Origin of the sequence: Corynebacterium sp. c24Ua_83 (genome assembly GCF_039907245.1) — a bacterium.
GTDB lineage: Bacteria > Actinomycetota > Actinomycetes > Mycobacteriales > Mycobacteriaceae > Corynebacterium.
On sequence record NZ_JASBOI010000001.1, the window covers coordinates 1 to 15,720 of the forward strand.

General features: G+C 64.0%; 15 protein-coding genes and 1 pseudogene. 8 read left to right on the forward strand and 8 right to left on the reverse strand.

All coding sequences use genetic code 11. The annotated features are described in order from the left end of the window. Positions 1 to 41 precede the first annotated feature (41 nt). Complete coding sequence (locus tag QKE30_RS00005) at positions 42 to 734, reverse strand: DUF1707 domain-containing protein (RefSeq protein WP_347933780.1); 693 nt, start codon at positions 732 to 734, stop codon at positions 42 to 44. Positions 735 to 983: 249 nt separating this feature from the next. Between QKE30_RS00005 and QKE30_RS00010 the strand changes: the two genes are divergently transcribed. After that, positions 984 to 1,145: a hypothetical protein gene (locus tag QKE30_RS00010; protein WP_347933781.1), complete on the forward strand. Its 162-nt coding sequence runs from the start codon at positions 984 to 986 to the stop codon at positions 1,143 to 1,145. Positions 1,146 to 1,161: 16 nt separating this feature from the next. Here the strand turns inward: QKE30_RS00010 and QKE30_RS00015 are convergent, their stop codons facing one another. Further along, a complete protein-coding gene (locus QKE30_RS00015) occupies positions 1,162 to 1,599 on the reverse strand; it encodes a carboxymuconolactone decarboxylase family protein (RefSeq protein ID WP_297667042.1) in 438 nt (145 codons plus the stop codon). Between the two features lie 55 nt (positions 1,600 to 1,654). After that, positions 1,655 to 2,389 carry an IclR family transcriptional regulator gene (locus QKE30_RS00020; RefSeq protein ID WP_297667043.1) on the reverse strand — a complete coding sequence of 245 codons (735 nt, stop codon included), beginning with the start codon at positions 2,387 to 2,389 and terminating at the stop codon, positions 1,655 to 1,657. A gap of 58 nt (positions 2,390 to 2,447) precedes the next feature. On the opposite strand from QKE30_RS00020, the gene leuC reads away from it, so the two are divergent. Then, complete coding sequence (leuC, locus tag QKE30_RS00025) at positions 2,448 to 3,869, forward strand: 3-isopropylmalate dehydratase large subunit (RefSeq protein WP_347933782.1); 1,422 nt, start codon at positions 2,448 to 2,450, stop codon at positions 3,867 to 3,869. A gap of 104 nt (positions 3,870 to 3,973) precedes the next feature. Continuing rightward, positions 3,974 to 4,570: a 3-isopropylmalate dehydratase small subunit gene (gene leuD, locus QKE30_RS00030; protein WP_034973007.1), complete on the forward strand. Its 597-nt coding sequence runs from the start codon at positions 3,974 to 3,976 to the stop codon at positions 4,568 to 4,570. A 33-nt stretch (positions 4,571 to 4,603) separates the two neighbouring features. Here the strand turns inward: leuD and QKE30_RS00035 are convergent, their stop codons facing one another. Beyond that, the gene (locus tag QKE30_RS00035; RefSeq protein WP_239202489.1) at positions 4,604 to 5,632 is read right to left on the reverse strand and encodes an NUDIX hydrolase; all 1,029 of its coding nucleotides are present in this window, start codon (positions 5,630 to 5,632) and stop codon (positions 4,604 to 4,606) included. Between the two features lie 130 nt (positions 5,633 to 5,762). Here QKE30_RS00035 and QKE30_RS00040 point away from each other — a divergent pair, with 130 nt between their 5' ends. Both QKE30_RS00040 and QKE30_RS00045 read left to right on the forward strand, forming a co-directional pair. Then, positions 5,763 to 6,761, forward strand: a complete 999-nt coding sequence (locus QKE30_RS00040) for an NAD(P)H-dependent glycerol-3-phosphate dehydrogenase (protein WP_239202488.1) — start codon at positions 5,763 to 5,765, stop codon at positions 6,759 to 6,761. A gap of 80 nt (positions 6,762 to 6,841) precedes the next feature. Then, positions 6,842 to 7,945 (forward strand): D-alanine--D-alanine ligase family protein, encoded by a 1,104-nt coding sequence (locus tag QKE30_RS00045; RefSeq protein WP_239202487.1) that lies wholly within the window; start codon positions 6,842 to 6,844, stop codon positions 7,943 to 7,945. An 822-nt stretch (positions 7,946 to 8,767) separates the two neighbouring features. Here the strand turns inward: QKE30_RS00045 and QKE30_RS00050 are convergent. Then, a complete protein-coding gene (locus QKE30_RS00050; protein ID WP_239202486.1) occupies positions 8,768 to 10,048 on the reverse strand; it encodes a DUF3515 domain-containing protein in 1,281 nt (426 codons plus the stop codon). A gap of 61 nt (positions 10,049 to 10,109) precedes the next feature. Between QKE30_RS00050 and QKE30_RS00055 the strand changes: the two genes are divergently transcribed. Both QKE30_RS00055 and QKE30_RS00060 read left to right on the forward strand, forming a co-directional pair. Then, a complete protein-coding gene (locus QKE30_RS00055; protein ID WP_239202485.1) occupies positions 10,110 to 11,084 on the forward strand; it encodes a thiamine-phosphate kinase in 975 nt (324 codons plus the stop codon). Positions 11,085 to 11,116: 32 nt separating this feature from the next. Beyond that, positions 11,117 to 11,830 carry a uracil-DNA glycosylase gene (locus QKE30_RS00060; RefSeq protein ID WP_239202483.1) on the forward strand — a complete coding sequence of 238 codons (714 nt, stop codon included), beginning with the start codon at positions 11,117 to 11,119 and terminating at the stop codon, positions 11,828 to 11,830. Here QKE30_RS00060 and QKE30_RS00065 read toward each other — a convergent pair. Further along, positions 11,827 to 12,814, reverse strand: a pseudogene (locus QKE30_RS00065) (IS481 family transposase). The gene QKE30_RS00060 and the pseudogene QKE30_RS00065 sit on opposite strands and share 4 nt — an antisense overlap. A gap of 89 nt (positions 12,815 to 12,903) precedes the next feature. Further along, on the reverse strand, positions 12,904 to 13,773 hold the full coding sequence (locus QKE30_RS00070) for an NAD(P)H-binding protein (protein ID WP_239202481.1): 870 nt from the start codon (positions 13,771 to 13,773) through the stop codon (positions 12,904 to 12,906). Positions 13,774 to 13,857: 84 nt separating this feature from the next. Here QKE30_RS00070 and QKE30_RS00075 point away from each other — a divergent pair, with 84 nt between their 5' ends. After that, on the forward strand, positions 13,858 to 14,565 hold the full coding sequence (locus QKE30_RS00075) for a WYL domain-containing protein (protein ID WP_239202479.1): 708 nt from the start codon (positions 13,858 to 13,860) through the stop codon (positions 14,563 to 14,565). A gap of 14 nt (positions 14,566 to 14,579) precedes the next feature. On the opposite strand, the gene QKE30_RS00080 is transcribed toward QKE30_RS00075, so the two are convergent. Continuing rightward, a complete protein-coding gene (locus QKE30_RS00080) occupies positions 14,580 to 15,491 on the reverse strand; it encodes a DNA-processing protein DprA (RefSeq protein ID WP_347933783.1) in 912 nt (303 codons plus the stop codon). Between the last annotated feature and the right edge of the window lie 229 nt (positions 15,492 to 15,720).

The following is a 15,720-nucleotide window of genomic DNA, read 5'->3' on the forward strand; positions in this document are numbered from 1 at the left end:
GTGTCGGGCTGGCAATTAACCGCTTTTGACAACTCTTGCATCTAACCCCGCACAACCTTCACAGTCACGCCGCCGAAAATCGACAGCCCGCGGATCAGCAACAGGGGAGCGTCCTCCGGCGAACTATTCGGGTGGATCGCGCCGTTCTCCACCACTAGCTCGTTGCCGCCGAAAATAGCCAGGCCGCCCATATCGACGCGCACGCCCTCCGGCACCAGCACATCCGCCCCACCAAAGCAGCTATTCAGCCACAGCGTGGTCACCGGATCGCTAAACCGGCAATCCCGCAGGTCAAAGTCCGAACCGCCGAAAATATTGAAGTTCCAGTGAGCCTTCGGCACCTGCCACGCAGCCTTCGTCACCCCGCCGAACATCGCTAGGCTGAAGCCCGTCTCGGAGCCCCCGGCAGTCACCAGCGACCGCGACCGCGCAAGTACCATTTCACGGTGGCGTTGGGCGTCCGAAGCCTGGTGAGCAGCCCACTCCACGTCACTCGGCGCGCGGTGCGCAACCGCAGTGCTCGCGCCAGGTCCAAAGAGCAACCCCGCAGGCTCATCCACCAAATCATCCAGCAAGTCCACCAACTCGCTACGCTGGGTCGCAGCATGCGCTTGGCCCGACCGCTCGTCGAACTCTGCGATAGTCAGCTGACCATCGGCCATCGCCCTGGACAGCGCCTCCACGGCGCCGGATCGTTCCTGGTCGGTGCAGCGCTTGTCTTTGTACTCGCTCATGGTTTTACCCTACTAAAGGAGTCCCCCATTCTCTCTCCATATCGCGTAAACCTAGATTGGCTCTGGGGCACCCCACCCGGCAACGATGGCACGCCCGCCACTGTTCGCGCCGCTCTTTTTGGTGTTGACGCCCACACTTCAGCCGAAGCCTGGCTCCGTACCCTGTCCGCGGACGAAGACGGCCGGCGGGGCGAGGGAGGTTGGGGTGCCGAACTGGTCAACCCCGACGACACGACTGGTCCGGCGTTGGTGGACATCACCTCCGCCGGCGAGGATGTGGCCGACGGAATCGAGGACGGCACGCAGAACTTCTACGAGTTCCTTGCCGAACGTGCCGCCCGTGCCGAGCGCGGCGAAAACCCCTATGCCAGCGAGTTGACCGTGGAGTGGCGCGAGCTGCCGCGAACCTAGCGCGTCCAGCCCGCCGCTACTTGTCGTCGTTCTCCAGTGGCCCGAGCTCCGCGACCAGTACCTCCTGGGCGACCTTCATCGCCGAGAGGGCAGCGGGGGCGCCGCAGTAGCCGGAGGCGTGGATGATCGCCTCCGTGATCTCCGTGCGTGTCAGGCCGTTCTCCAGCGCGCCGCGGACGTGCCCGCGCAGCTCTTCGGTCGCGCGCAGCGCCACCAGCATGCCTATGTTCAGCAGGCTGCGGTCGCGGCGAGCCAGCCCGTCGCGGGTCCAGACGGAACCCCAGACGGTCTCGGTGACGTGCTTCTGCAGCGCCTCGCCATCGGAGCCCGCGTTACGCTCCAGGGCGGCATCCACGAATGCGTCACCCATGACTTCCCGGCGGACCTGAATGCCTGCCTCAAAGCGCTCGTCGTTGGTGGCCGGGTTCTGATTCGCGGTGTTATCGCTGGTCATGGGTCTGATTCTCCTAAGATGTTGGGAAAGATTGTGTGTCTAAAATTTTTTTCTGCTACTTCCGCAGCAGGTTCTCCAGCTGGCGGGCGGATTCCTTCAAATCCGCGCCGAACTTCTCTGCCGGGTGCTCGCCCATGCGGGCGACGGGGCCAGAGATGGAAAGGCAGGCGATCACCGTGCGGTTCTGCGCGTCCGCCCCGTAGACTGGCACGGAGGCCGAAGCCAGGGAGGGGTCGCGCTCGGCGGAGGATTCCGCGATCCCCTCGGCGGCGATCTTCTCTAACTCCTCGCGCGTGTACGCGGCATCCGGCAGGACCTGGTTCTGGAATGCCTCCGGCGCATAAGCAACCAGCAGCTTGGCCGCGGATCCGGCAGTCAACGTCATCCGGTGGCCCACCGGAACCGTATCCCGCAGCCCGGTGGCGGGCTCAGCGTTGGCGATGCACACGCGCTCCATCCCGGAAAGGCGGTATAGCTGCACTGATTCGCCCGTCTTTGCCATGAGGTCGGGCAGGATGAACTCTGCGGCGTCCTCAAGACGAGAAGAGGTAGACGGCGCCATCTCGGACAGGGCTGGGCCAGTGACCCACGCACCGTCCACCCCGCGCTCGATCAACCGGTGCTTCTCCAGCGCGACGGCGATACGGTGCGCCGTGGCGCGCGGAAGGCCGGTGATGGCGCACAGATCGGAAAGGTTGCGGGGCTCCGCTGCGATCACCGTTAGAATGTAGATCGCACGGTCCAAAACTTGAATGCCGCTCGTTGCGGGAATTTCCGTATTGTGTCCCATGATTTGATACTATACATTCCATCCAGTGGAACTGTATAGCGGACACAGAGGAGAGACTGTGACGAACCAACCCCTAACCCTCGCGGAAAAAGTCTGGCGCGACCACATCGTTGCAGCCGGAGAAAACGGCGGCCCCGACCTGCTGTACATCGACCTGCACCTGGTGCACGAGGTCACCTCGCCCCAGGCATTCGACGGCCTGCGCCAGGCCGGCCGCAAGGTCCGCCGCCCGGATCTGACCATCGCCACCGAGGACCACAACGTCCCCACCGTTGGCGTGAAGACCGGCGACCTGCAGGAGATCCAGGAGCCCACCAGCCGCCTGCAAGTATCCACCCTGCGCGACAACGCCAAAGAATTCGGCATCCGCCTGCACTCCATGGGTGACATCGAACAGGGCATCGTCCACACCGTCGGCCCCCAGCTGGGCCTGACCCAGCCTGGCATGACCGTCGTCTGCGGCGACTCGCACACCTCCACACACGGTGCCTTCGGCTCTATCGCCATGGGCATCGGCACCAGCGAGGTCGAGCACGTGCTGGCCACCCAGACCCTGCCGCTGAAGCCTTTCAAGACCATGGCCATTGAGGTCTCCGGCGAACTGCAGCCGGGCGTGACCTCCAAGGACCTGATCCTGGCCATCATCGCCAAGATCGGCACCGGTGGCGGCCAGGGACACATCATCGAATACCGTGGCGAGGCCATCGAGAAGCTGTCCATGGAAGCCCGCATGACCATGTGCAACATGTCCATCGAAGCCGGCGCCCGCGCGGGCATGATCGCCCCCGACCAGACCACCTTCGACTACCTCGAAGGGCGCCCGCACGCGCCGAAGGGCGAGGACTGGGACGCAGCCGTGGAGTACTGGAAGTCCCTGCGCACCGATGACGACGCGCAGTTCGACACAGTCGTCCACATCGACGGCTCCGCACTGACCCCCTTCGTCACCTGGGGCACCAACCCCGGCCAGGGCCTGCCGCTGGCGGAATCCATCCCGCAGCTGGAGGACTTCACCAACGACAACGACCGCCTCGCCGCCGAGCGCGCCATGGAGTACATGGACTTGAAGCCGGGCACCCCGCTGCGCGATATCAAGATCGACACGGTCTTCCTCGGCTCCTGCACCAACTCCCGCATCGAGGACCTGCGCGCCGCCGCGGAGGTCGTCAAGGGCCGCTCTGTCGCCGAGGGCACGCGCATGATCGTTGTTCCTTCCTCCACGCGAGTGAAGATGCAAGCGGAAGAAGAGGGGCTAGACAAGATCTTTATTGACGCCGGGGCGGAGTGGCGCACCGCAGGTTGTTCCATGTGCCTCGGAATGAACCCGGACCAGCTTGCCCCGGGCGAGCGTTCGGCCTCCACATCCAACCGAAACTTCGAAGGCCGCCAGGGCAAGGGCGGGCGCACCCACCTGGTTTCCCCACCAGTTGCCGCCGCCACCGCCGTGACGGGCCACCTTGCAGGCCCGGCGGATCTGTAAGACAGACCGCTAGATACCCGCACAAGACCCGCCTAAAAATTTTTCGAGCCTCCCCGCCAGCGACCTAAGTAGCAGGTGGGGGGCAGAAAGCAGAAGAGAACACCATGGAAAAGTTCAACACCCACACTGGCGTGGCGGCACCGCTGAACCGCTCTAACGTCGACACCGACCAGATCATCCCCGCCGTCTACCTGAAGCGCGTGACCCGCACCGGCTTCGAGGACGGCCTGTTCGCCGGCTGGCGCAAGGACCCGGAGTTCGTTCTGAACCAGGAGCCCTACAAGAACGCCTCCGTGCTGGTGGCCGGCCCTGACTTCGGCACTGGCTCCTCCCGTGAGCACGCCGTCTGGGCACTGATGGATTACGGCTTCCGCGTGGTTCTATCCTCCCGCTTTGCCGACATTTTCCGCGGCAACTCCGGCAAGGCCGGTCTGCTGGCCGCCCAGATGGAACAGAGCGACATCGAGCTGATCTGGAAGCTCCTGGAACAACAGCCGGGCGCGGAAATCACCGTGAACCTGGAAGACCGCACCGTCACTCTGGGTACCCACACCTTCGGCTTCGACGTGGACGACTACACCCGCTGGCGCCTGATGGAGGGCCTGGACGACATCGGCCTGACCCTGCGCAACGAAGAGGCCATCGAGGCCTTCGAATCCCAGCGCGCCAGCTTCAAGCCGCGCACCATTCCTGCAAGCTAGCGCAGGCCAGCCCGGGTGCCGGGGAACTGGTCGCTACTTCACGGATAGCGGGCTGGCCAGGTAATCCAGCCCCAGCAGCTTATCCCCGGCGAAGTGCAGCACCCAGGTGCTGGACTTCTTCACGCGCATATCCTCAATCTCCACGTCGTGCTCGCCCGCGATGCGGGCCAGCACACCCGGGATCACCGTGCCCTGGGCAACAACCATGGACACCGGCGCGGCCGTGGCGGCGTGGAACGCATCCACCGCTGCATCCGAATCGGCAGCCCACCCGGCATCGCCCAGGTTGGCGTCAAAAGTAACTTCCAACCCTAAGTCCTGAGCAATCGGCGCGGCCGTGTGCTCGCAACGCACCGGAACGGCCGAAGAAATCGTCTCCGGGCGGTAGCCCGACAGCTCAGAGACCAGCAGCTCCGCCTGGCGGCGGCCCTTCTTGCTCAAGGGGCGCAGGTCATCGTCGCCGGCCCAACCCTCGCGGGCATGCGCCTTCGCGTGGCGAACGTACAGCACGCGGCGGTCACAACCCAGCTTCAGCACACCCATGGCGGCATCCACGACCTTCAGGTCGGCCTCGTAGCTCAGCAGCTCCTTGGCCTCCTCCGGGGAAACCCAGCGCAGCTCATCGGATTCATCGTTGGGCTCGAACTTGCCGGACAAGTGCTGGGCAGTCCAGTAATAAACCACCTTCGTGCGCGAACCAACCGGGTAGTGGACATAACCCAGAACCCAGCCCAGGCGCACGCTGAATCCGGTCTCCTCCCAGATCTCGCGCATGGCGGTACCCGGCAGATTCTCGCCCGGATCGACCTTGCCCTTCGGCAGCGACCAGTCGTCGTAACGGGGACGGTGGATGATCGCGATCTCCACGTCCGTGGACTCGGGAGAGTTAGGGGTGGAGGCGGCGGCGTCCGAAGAGAAGCGCCAAATAACCGCACCCGCGGCGAAGGTCGGGCGGGCGAACTCCTCGCTGGGGCGGGATCCGATGCGGGTCACGTGGCCCTGATCGTGCCGCGACATGGCCAGGGACGTAGAAAGATCGCCAGTTCCTGTGTGAGTGATCACTTTTAAAGGGATCCCTTTCGATAGACTATTGCCGACAATCGTATAACGAACCCAAAAGTTATACCGAACTCAGCCAGACAAGTAGGCACGCAGTATAGGCGCACAGCGCAAGTGGGAAGGCGACAAGCAGATGGTGCAAGTAGCAGTGATGGGCGCAGGCTCCTGGGGCACGACGGTTGCCAAGGTTTTTGCTGACGCCGGTAACGAGGTCCGCCTCTGGGCGCGCCGCGCCGAAGTCGCCGACGACGTGCGCGACAATCACCGAAACAGCGCCTACCTGGGGGACATCGAACTGCCGGACGCGATGACCGCGACGGCCGACCCAGCCGAAGCACTGAGCGGCGCGGAGATCGTGGTGCTGGGAGTACCGTCGCAGTCGCTGCGCGAAAACCTGCAGAACTGGAAGGGGCTCATCGGCCCGGATGCCTCCTTGGTGAGCCTGGCCAAGGGCATCGAACACTCCAGCGGCCTGCGGATGAGCCAGCTGATCTCCGAGGTCGCGGAAGTGCCCAGCGAGCGCGTTGCCGTGCTGACCGGGCCGAACCTGGCCCGCGAAGTGGCCCAGGGGCAGCCCGCCGCAACCGTTGTGGCCTGCACCGACATGGACCGCGCGAAGCTGATCCAGGCGGCCGTGGCTGCACCGTACTTCCGCCCGTACACCAACACGGACGTCATCGGCTGTGAAATCGCCGGCACTTGCAAGAACATCATCGCCCTGGCGGCGGGCATTGCTGCGGGCATGGGGTTCGGCGACAACACCGCCGCCACCGTCATCACCCGCGGGCTGGCGGAAACGACCCGCCTGGCTCTGAAAGTCGGCGCCGACGCGCGCACCCTCAGCGGGCTGGCGGGCATGGGAGACCTGGTTGCCACGTGTACCTCCAAGCTCTCGCGCAACCGCAGCTTCGGCGAGCGCCTCGGCCAGGGCGAAAGCCTGGAAGAAGCTGCCAAGGCCACCAAGGGACAGGTGGCCGAAGGCGTGGTCAGCAGCCAGTCCGTCTTCGAGCTGGCGGAGAAGGTCGGCGTAGAAATGCCTATCACCGAGGCCGTTGTGGGGGTATGCCACGAAGGTGCGGATGTGCAGCAGATAATGATGGGGCTGCTTGGGCGCAGCAAGAAGGCCGAGTAGACCTAAGCAGACTGGCAGTTCGGTTGAAGGGGCGGGGCGGTGAGGATGTGGCGTCCTAAAAACGGCTAAGGTAAAAAGCCGTGAGTAACGAAGCCAAGAAGCACGCACGCACCACCGTCGCCGTCCTGTACGGCGGCCAGTCGACTGAGCACTCCGTATCCTGCATTAGCGCAGGTGCGGTGATCGACCACCTGGACCCGGAGATTTACGACGTGGTTCCCGTGGGGATCACCGAGGCCGGCGCGTGGGTGCCCGGGACGACCGACACCTCCCAGCTGCGCGCGGACGGGCGGGACATGCCGCGCGTGGAAGACGGGGGCGTGCACGTGCAGCTGACGTTTGGCGGGGCTGGAACTGACGCGGCGGGCGAGATGCGCTACGTGACTGGCCCGCAGGCAGGCGAAGTGTTTGCGCAGGTGGACGTTGTTTTCCCGGTGCTGCACGGCATGAACGGCGAGGACGGCACCGTGCAGGGCGTGCTGGATCTGGCTGGCGTGCGGTACGTCGGCAATGGCGTGCTGGCCTCGGCGGCGGGCATGGACAAGGACTTCACCAAGCGGCTGGCGCGCGAGGCTGGCATCCCGGTGGGCGAGGAGCTGATCCTGTTCCAGCCCCGCGAGCTGACAGCGGAGGAGAAGGAGCGGCTGGGGCTGCCCGTGTTCGTGAAACCGGCGCGCGGCGGATCCAGCATCGGCATCTCCAAGGTGGACAGCTGGGAGGAGTTCGATGCCGCCGTTGACCTGGCCTTTTCCCACGACAACAAGGTGATCGTGGAGGCCATGATCCACGGCGCCGAGGTCGAGTGCGGTGTGCTGCAGCACGCGGATGGCTCGATCGTGTCTTCTGTTCCGGCGATGCTGAACGGCACTGAGGATGGTGCCGAAGGGTTCTATGGTTTCGACGCCAAGTATGTCGACTCCACCGTTTCCGCCACCATTCCGGCGCCGCTACCTGCGGAGACGATCAAGGAGATCCGTCAACTGGCCATTCGCACGTTCAACGCGCTGGGGTGCGACGGCATCGCGCGTGTGGACTTCTTTGCGACGGAAAACGGACCCGTGCTGAACGAGATCAACACGATGCCTGGATTTACGCCCATCTCGATGTATCCGAAGATGTTCGCCGCTGAAGGTGTGAGCTTCGGCGACCTGGTCAGCGCGCTGATCGCCCGCGCCCTGGCCTAGCTGGGTTGCTGGCTCTAGCTCTGATTTAGCTGGGAGTAGCTGCCCGGCTCTGGCTTAGCTGGCTGGGTCTGATTTAGCTGGCTGGCTCTGGCTGGAGCTGGTTTAACTGGGAGTAGCTGCCTGGGGCTTTGCTGGCTGGCTCTGCCGCTGTTGCAGAAGTGAAGGTGATAGACAAATGCGGCTGTAGGGGCGGTTGTTAGTTCCTTTCGGGATGTACATCGGGCGAGCTTCCGGTGCAGATGTCGCTAGAACGGGAATCTGTTATTGATACCAGTTTTCTTTAACCTAAACCTGCAGGTCAGAGACTCGATCTAATTTGCGGGGATTTGGTCGCGGCGACATATTCCCGTTCTAACGACATTTGGTGCCGGGGTGTGCCTATTCTTTCGCCAGCTGCGGGGATGGATTTCTGTTCTGATGACATTGAGGCTGGGATGTGCCCATTACTAGCCGGCACGAGGGGGAAGTGCCGGAATGGCTGCAGATTTTTGGACCGCGGAGAGGAGAAGTGCCGGGATAGCTGCCGTTTTGGGGCCGCGGAGGGCGAAAGTGTCGGAAAAGTTGCAATTTGTTACTGGGACGTATTTTCAATATTGCAAACATGCAGGTCAGGAGCTTTTTGCTTGCGAGGGTGAGAGTAGCGTTTTGACGTTTTGCAACTTTTCCGACATTTGGCACTGACGGCATGGTGTGAGTGAGGTTCCTGTTGCAGGTGGGAAGCGCGGGGCTGCGGATGTGGAGTGTGGGACTGCAGAGGTGGCGTGTGCAGGGCCGCTACTGCTGGACCTGGGCGGGGCGGCTACCGTCGGGGGCGCCAGGCTGCTACTGCTGAGCCGGGGTGGACTGCTTCTCAGTCTGCTTGAGGGAAGAAGAGATTGCGCTGGTCACGGAAGTGATGACCTTGTCGCCGGCGGATTGCGGCATCGCCAGCCCCACAATCTGCTCCCGGCCCAGGGCATACCAGTGGCCCATCGTCGACCCGCGGGAAAGCGAGGGGTCGGAGAACCACGGAACGTCATCTACCTGGGTTAGGTTGGCTCCCGGCTCATAGGCCTCAGGCATCTCCAGGCCACAGCGAATGACCACCGGCTCATGCCCTTCGGCCAGGTAAGTCGCCGAGCCGCTGGGAGCCTTGTCGAACACCGACTCGTCCACACCCTCGGGCAGCGCATCGGGGTTCTTCACCTTGGAGCCACCATCAGATGCAGCGCCGTTGGACTTCCCGTTGCCGGATTTGTCGTCGCCGGTATTCCCACCAGACTTGCTACCGGTCGAAATGTGAACCAGGCGCCAATCGCCCAGCGAATCCGGCAGAGATTCCAGGAACTTGCGGCACGCTGGGGACTCGGTCGCGCCACCGGATGTGCCAGCCTCGCCGGAGCCACCGGAATCACCGGATGTGCCAGCCTCGCCGGAGCCACCGGAGCCACCGGAGCCACCGGAGCCGCCAGCGCCGCCAGCCTCGCCAGTCTCGCCAGTCTCGCCAGAGCCACCGGATGCGCCAGCGCCGCCGGAACCACCGGTGCCGCCGGCCACCGGAGCCTCGGACAGTGGGTAGGGGGCGGGCTTTGCTGGAGAGTTGGCGTCATAAAGAGAAGAAAGAGTAGAACCAACCCCCTCGAGCGCGCTGCCCACGTCGGAAGAAGCCGTCACCGCGACCGCGGGCGAACCCCCGACCGCGTACCAAGTACGCAGGTCAGAGCCCGGGGTGGCATCGGAAACGGCGGTCCAGCGTGCATCGCCAGAAGTAAACACCGGCGATAGCACTGTGTACTGATCCGGCACATTCACCCCGCAGCGCACAGACAGCTCCGCGCCCGAAGAATCACGATAAGCCGCGGCCCCATCTGGCGCTGGATCCCGCACCTCCACGGAGCGGAATCGATCTAAGTCCCGCGGCAGTGCCGCCACGAAATCGGCACACACCTGCGACGATGCCTCCGGCGCATCCACCGGCCCCATCGCCACCGGAGCGTAGACCTTCTTATCCATCGTGATCTTCGCCGCCACGATCACCACAACAATCAGCAAAATAGCCAGCACCGTCGACAACACCAGAAGGTACCGCGGGGTGGACACGGGAGAGGTGGAATCGTCACTCATAGCGCACCATCTTAATTAGACTTGTCGCGGTACCCCAAGCATCACTCGACTGAAAGGCCGCATGCGTACTTCACTCACCGTCGCCGAGGCCGGCGAGGCCGCCACCATCGCGGCGATCCGCCAGGCTGCACCGAGTTCTCTTAATGGTGATGACGCCGCAGTGTTGGAGCCCACAGGCACCAATTCACGGCACGTGTGCTCGACGGACATTCTCGTTCAGGACCGGCACTTCACCTTCGACTACTCGACTCCGTGGGAGGTCGGGGTGAAAGCTGTGACGCAGAACTTCGCGGACATTCAGGCGATGGGCGCCAGGCCGACGGCGATCCTGATGGCGATCGCCACGCCGGGGGATTTGCCGCTGCAGACGGTGGCGGATATTGCGCGCGGCATTGACGAGGGAGCCTCCCCGTGGGCGGCGGAGCTGGTCGGCGGGGACGTTGTGACCAGCAAAGACTTGGTCATTTCCATCACCGCCTTGGGTGAGATCTCCGGGCCTGCTGCAGCACTGACCTTGGACGGCGCGGGCGTGGGGCAGCGGATTATCGCCAGCGGGCCGATCGGTTACAGCGCGGCGGGCCTGGCGATCCTGCGCCACTACGGCTCGCGCAAGGCGATCCCGGCGGACGATCCGATTCTCAACGAGCTGGCGGATTGGCACTGCGCCCCGCGTCTGGAGCCAGGCCGCGGCTCTGTTGCGCGTGCGACGGGGGCAAGCGCTATGACAGATAATTCCGATGGCTTGATCGTGGACCTGTGTGCCATCGCGGAGCGCTCCGGGGTGTGCCTGGATTTGGATGGGGCGGCGCTGGTACCCGATGAGAAGCTGCGGCATGCAGCTCAGATGACTGGCAAGAATCCTCTGGAGTGGATCTACACCGGCGGTGAGGACCATACTCTCCTTGGAACTACGGACGCCCGCATGCCCAGCGGCTACCGCCGCATCGGGACTGTGCGTAGCCTTTCGGATGAGGGAGACTATGTGTTGGTCGACGGCGGGCGCCCGCCGTTTACGTCCGGCTGGCAGTCGGTGTAGTTGAGACGGCACAACAAGGCGAGGGAGCAGGCGTGAATTCTGTACGGGAGCAGGCGCACCAGCTGATCGAGCGGATCCACCCGGCGTGGTATCTGCCGGGGCTGCAGTCGGTGCTGGAGGGCGCGCTGGCTGAGGGGCACCAGGTGGCCCAGCAGGCGCGGGGGCAGCAGGTGCAGGCGGGACAACGAGCGCAGATCCTGCCCGCGCCAGAAAAAATTTTGCGGGCTTTCGAGGCCGACCCCACGCAGGTGAAAGTGCTGATCGTCGGCCAGGATCCGTACCCGACCCCTGGGCACTCCGTGGGGCTGGCGTTCTCCGCGGAGCTTCCCGCGGGCGAGCCGCTGCCGAAGTCGCTGAAGAATATTTACACCGAGTACGCAGATGACCTCGGCCTGCCAGCCCCCACCAGCGGGGATCTTTCTCCGTGGGCCGGCCGCGGGGTGCTGTTGCTTAACCGCGTGCTCACCGTCCAGGCGGGGAACGCCGGTAGCCACCGCGGCCGCGGCTGGGAGGCCATCACCGAGGCCGCCGTCCGCCAAGTCGCCGCCAACCCGCACTTCGCCGCGATCCTGTGGGGTAAGCAAGCTCAGCAGCTGGCGCCGCTCATCGGCGCGGAGCGCTGCGTGATATCCCCGCATCCCTCGCCGCTGTCCGCCTATCGAGGCTTCTTCGGTTCGCGTCCCTTCAGCAGGGCAAATGCGATCCTGGAGGCATCGGGTGGCGCCCCGGTCGACTGGCGGCTTTAGCTGTACTGGCTGGGGACGTTGATAAGTCTTGAGAACGGGGGGCTGGTTGTTGCAAGCGGTGTGCGGCCGGTGCTGGTTGTAGTGGTGCAGCCACGGCAGTAGAGCGTCTCGGCGTTGCTGCTCGCTGGTGTAGCAGCGAGCGTACGCCCAGCCGTCGGCCATGGTGCGATGGAAGCGCTCGACCTTGCCGTTGGTCTGAGGCCGGTAAGGGCGCGTGTGCTTCGGCATGGTCGAGAGAGCTTCGCAGGTGCTGTGCCACAGGTTGGACCGATAAGCACCTCCATTGTCCGAAAGCACTCTCTCTATGGTGACGCCGTGCTTGGCGAACCACTCCACCGCGCGGCACAGCACACCGACTGAGGTCGCAGCTGTTTCGTCATCGTGGACCTCGGTGAAGGCGACGCGGGAATGGTCGTCAAGGACGGTGTGAACGAACGAGTATCCGAGCTTTGGACTACCGTAGGCACTGAGTGACTTGCCCGGTGTTGCGGCGCGATGCTTCTCGCCATGGCGACGACCGACGTAGCGCCAGCCGCCACCGTCAGGGATGTTTCCGAGTTTCTTCACGTCGACATGTACGAGTGACCCCGGGAGGTCGTGCTCGTACCGCCTAACCGGCTCATCCGTAGCTCGATCGGTTTACGAGAGGCGATTGAGACCCGCCGAGCGCAGGATACGGTGAACCGTCGATGGGGCAACGTGGAGCCGGCCGGCGAGCCGAACGGGTCCTTCTCTCAACCGCATCCGCAGGCTCACGCACCGCTTCACCACATCCTTGCTCGTCCTTTTCGGTGACGACTTCGGCCGAGAGGATCGATCGTGCATGGGCTCACCGGCACGGTAACGGTCGACCCATCTCTTCACGGTCGGCCATGTCACCTGGAAACGAGCAGCGACCTCACTGATCGGCCATCCTTCGTGCACCACGAGACGAGTGGCTTTGAATCGGTGACGCGGCGCCAAGGCCGCGTTAGCTTGTGGCATTCGATCTCCTGGAATTAAGCAGGCGGCCCTATATGGGCCCTATATGGGATTGCCTGTCGATGGCAATTTCCCCTGCACGTTCAATCTCTTCAGAGAACGGGGATGAGCTCCTCATGGAGCCAACCACGCAGATGCGTCGACGTGGTGGTCAGCGGGGTGCGATTCTGCTCGGGGATGAAGCCCTCACGTAGACCGGTGGACATCTCAAGGATTGCCTCGGCCATGTCCGGTGGCATCCCTACCTGGAGATACTGTTCACGCATCTGGGCATCGCTGATCTGCTCGACTCGGACCTCCCGGTCGAGCTCTTCTGAAAGGATTGTCGCGACCTGGGACCATGTCAGGTCCTCAGGGCCGTGAACTGCCTGGACATGGCGTCCGCTCCAGTTGCGATTCAGCAAGATGAGCGCTGCTACCTCAGCAATATCTCGCGGGGCTACCCAGCTCATCGGAAAGTTGGGTGGCAGTACGGTCTGGAGGTGCCCCGTTCTGATCGACGCCAGGTCCAACAGCAGATTAGTGAAGAAGAACCCGCAGCGAAGGTGAGTGACGTCCACGTCACAGGCATCGAGAGCGACTTCCGTCTCGGCCAGGCCATCGATTTCACCGGCACCGTGACGCTTTTCCGCGCCAACGCTGCTCTGGAAAACAACCCGTCCGATCCGGTTCGCCTCAACTGCGGCGACGATTGACTCCGTCGCACGCCGGTAGTCTGCCAGAGGAGCCGACGAGGTGGTTGGGGGATCGACCCAATAGATCGCATCTATACCAGCGGTGGCTGAAACGATCTGGTCAGGGTCGAACGAGTCTGCTTTTACCACGTCCGCATACTCCGCAACGGAGGTCGAGATTTTCTCCGGGTGGCGGGTGAGTAACAGCGGTCTGACTCCGGCTCGGATGAGCATGCGCGTCAAGTGTTGACCAACGTTCCCCTGCGGAGTCGTGATGGCGATCGTCATGATGATTCCTCTCTTCCGTTCGTGCTTCCACTCTAGAGGCAGATCCGGCCTGATCCTGTCCGCAATTTCTGGAACCATGGAGACATGGACACTCCATCGACGCGATCACTCAAGTTGCTGGCGCTGCTCCAGTCAGGAGGACAATGGGGTGGTCGCGAGCTGGCAGATAAGCTGCAGGTCAGCGAACGAACCGTGCGTCGGGATGCCATGCGGCTGCGCGACCTGGGTTACGACGTTCGCTCCCGCCCGGGCCCCGGCGGCACTTACGCTCTTCGGCCGGGTATGAAGATTCCGCCGTTGCTGCTGACAGCGGACGAGGTCACGACGATCATCACGAGCCTGTTGGTTCTCGAAGCGTGGTCGCCCGACGACGCCACCGCTGTGACAGCACGCGCCAAGCTCGAGCAAGTCCTGCCCAAAAAGCTGAAACAGAGGGCTGCGGCGGTGGCCCTGTCGACACAAGTCTCTCGGGAACCTCCAGCGTCCGTGGATTGGAATCTCGTGGGCACGATCGCCGACGCCATCGCGACAAGTTCGCGGGTCACCTTCGGCTACACCGACCAGCATGGTCGTCGTTCGCACCGGACCATCGAACCGTATCGACACTTCCTGCGCCAGCAACGCTGGTACCTCATTGCCTACGACCTCATGCGCGAGGACTGGCGCATCTTCCGCCTCGACCGCGTAGAGGATGTGGCAACCTTCCCTGGACCTCATGACCCGCCAATATTCCCGTGGCACTCGATCGAGGACTGGCTGACAAGCGACTTCGGAGCCACCTACGAACACTGAACTAATGTCTCCGGTCAGTACAGGTAGTGGATGTTCATGACATCGGTAGCGCTGAGGATGGCGGCGGCACCCCCGTCGCGGATGAGTTCGTTCGGGGCCTCGCTGACCGGACTGGTCACCGGTCCCGGCACCGCGCCGACGGGGCGTCCCAGCTCGTGGGGCCGATCGACCACGGCCCGGGAGACGGACCGGTCGCGGGCTTCGACGAGAGTGACCGACCCGGAGATCGCCGCCTCGATTCTCAGGCGGGCCAGCACGCGCTCCAGGGTCGACCCGAACCCGGGCGGGGTCTCGCTGAGCAGCAGACCCTTCGCGGCGATCTCTTCGAGCCGTTCCCCGCCGCTGGCCCAGCACAGCGCGTCGAGGCCGGTCGCGACGACGGCAATGGTGCGCCCGCCTTTGCGCAGTGCCGTCTCATGCACGGCGGCATCGATCCCGGAGGCCCCACCGGCCACGACCACGCCCCAGTCATGAACCAGGTCCACGGCGAGCTCGCTGGCCATCTGCCTGCCATAGGCGGTGGCGTGGCGAGTGCCGGTGATGGCGAAGGCGCCCACAGGACCCAGCAACTCGGTGTTTCCGGCCGCCCACAGCACGTACGGTGCCTGATAACCCAGATCGTTCAGGCCCCTCGGGTAGTCCTTGTCGCCGGGGATGAGCGCGCGCAGGCCCGCCTGCTCGGTGCGTTCCATCACACTGTCGACCCTGTCCAGCTCGGCTTGCGGTCGCAGCCTGCCACGCCACAGGCCGGCCGAGATCCCGTCCAGGCCCGGGACCGGGCCGTCGTCGGCCAGCAGGCGCAGGGTCTCGACCGCGCCGACACCGGTAAGCACCTTCCCGGTCAGCGGGTCACCCGGCGCCGCGAGGGTCGCGAGCGTGATCCACGCCGAGCGCTCATCACCGCCTGCCGTGGTCAGGAGCTCCATGAGGGTCCTCCCTCCGTCAGTGACCAGCTACGCCGCTTGAGCATCGCCGCGACTCGGCGACGCAGCACGAACATGCACGCGAAAGCAGTATCCGAAAACACCCGTTGTAGAGATGGGTGAAAACGTTGCGGGCCGGGGTCTCCCCCGATATAGACAGCGGCATCGGTGCTGACGTTTAGGCCTTTGTCTTTTGACGCGCACGTTTCCGACTGAACTTCATGCCTCTCAG

What these genes read in the sequence shown, in the direction of transcription:
- QKE30_RS00080 (WP_347933783.1), bottom strand. Translation starts at nt 15,491, where the DNA reads ATGGAGCTCCTGACCACGGCAGGCGGTGATGAGCGCTCGGCGTGGATC.
- QKE30_RS00015 (WP_297667042.1), bottom strand. Translation starts at nt 1,599, where the DNA reads ATGACCAGCGATAACACCGCGAATCAGAACCCGGCCACCAACGACGAG.
- QKE30_RS00020 (WP_297667043.1), bottom strand. Translation starts at nt 2,389, where the DNA reads ATGGGACACAATACGGAAATTCCCGCAACGAGCGGCATTCAAGTTTTG.
- QKE30_RS00070 (WP_239202481.1), bottom strand. Translation starts at nt 13,773, where the DNA reads ATGACGATCGCCATCACGACTCCGCAGGGGAACGTTGGTCAACACTTG.
- leuD (WP_034973007.1), top strand. Translation starts at nt 3,974, where the DNA reads ATGGAAAAGTTCAACACCCACACTGGCGTGGCGGCACCGCTGAACCGC.
- QKE30_RS00040 (WP_239202488.1), top strand. Translation starts at nt 5,763, where the DNA reads ATGGTGCAAGTAGCAGTGATGGGCGCAGGCTCCTGGGGCACGACGGTT.
- QKE30_RS00055 (WP_239202485.1), top strand. Translation starts at nt 10,110, where the DNA reads ATGCGTACTTCACTCACCGTCGCCGAGGCCGGCGAGGCCGCCACCATC.
- QKE30_RS00005 (WP_347933780.1), bottom strand. Translation starts at nt 734, where the DNA reads ATGAGCGAGTACAAAGACAAGCGCTGCACCGACCAGGAACGATCCGGC.
- QKE30_RS00075 (WP_239202479.1), top strand. Translation starts at nt 13,858, where the DNA reads ATGGACACTCCATCGACGCGATCACTCAAGTTGCTGGCGCTGCTCCAG.
- QKE30_RS00050 (WP_239202486.1), bottom strand. Translation starts at nt 10,048, where the DNA reads ATGAGTGACGATTCCACCTCTCCCGTGTCCACCCCGCGGTACCTTCTG.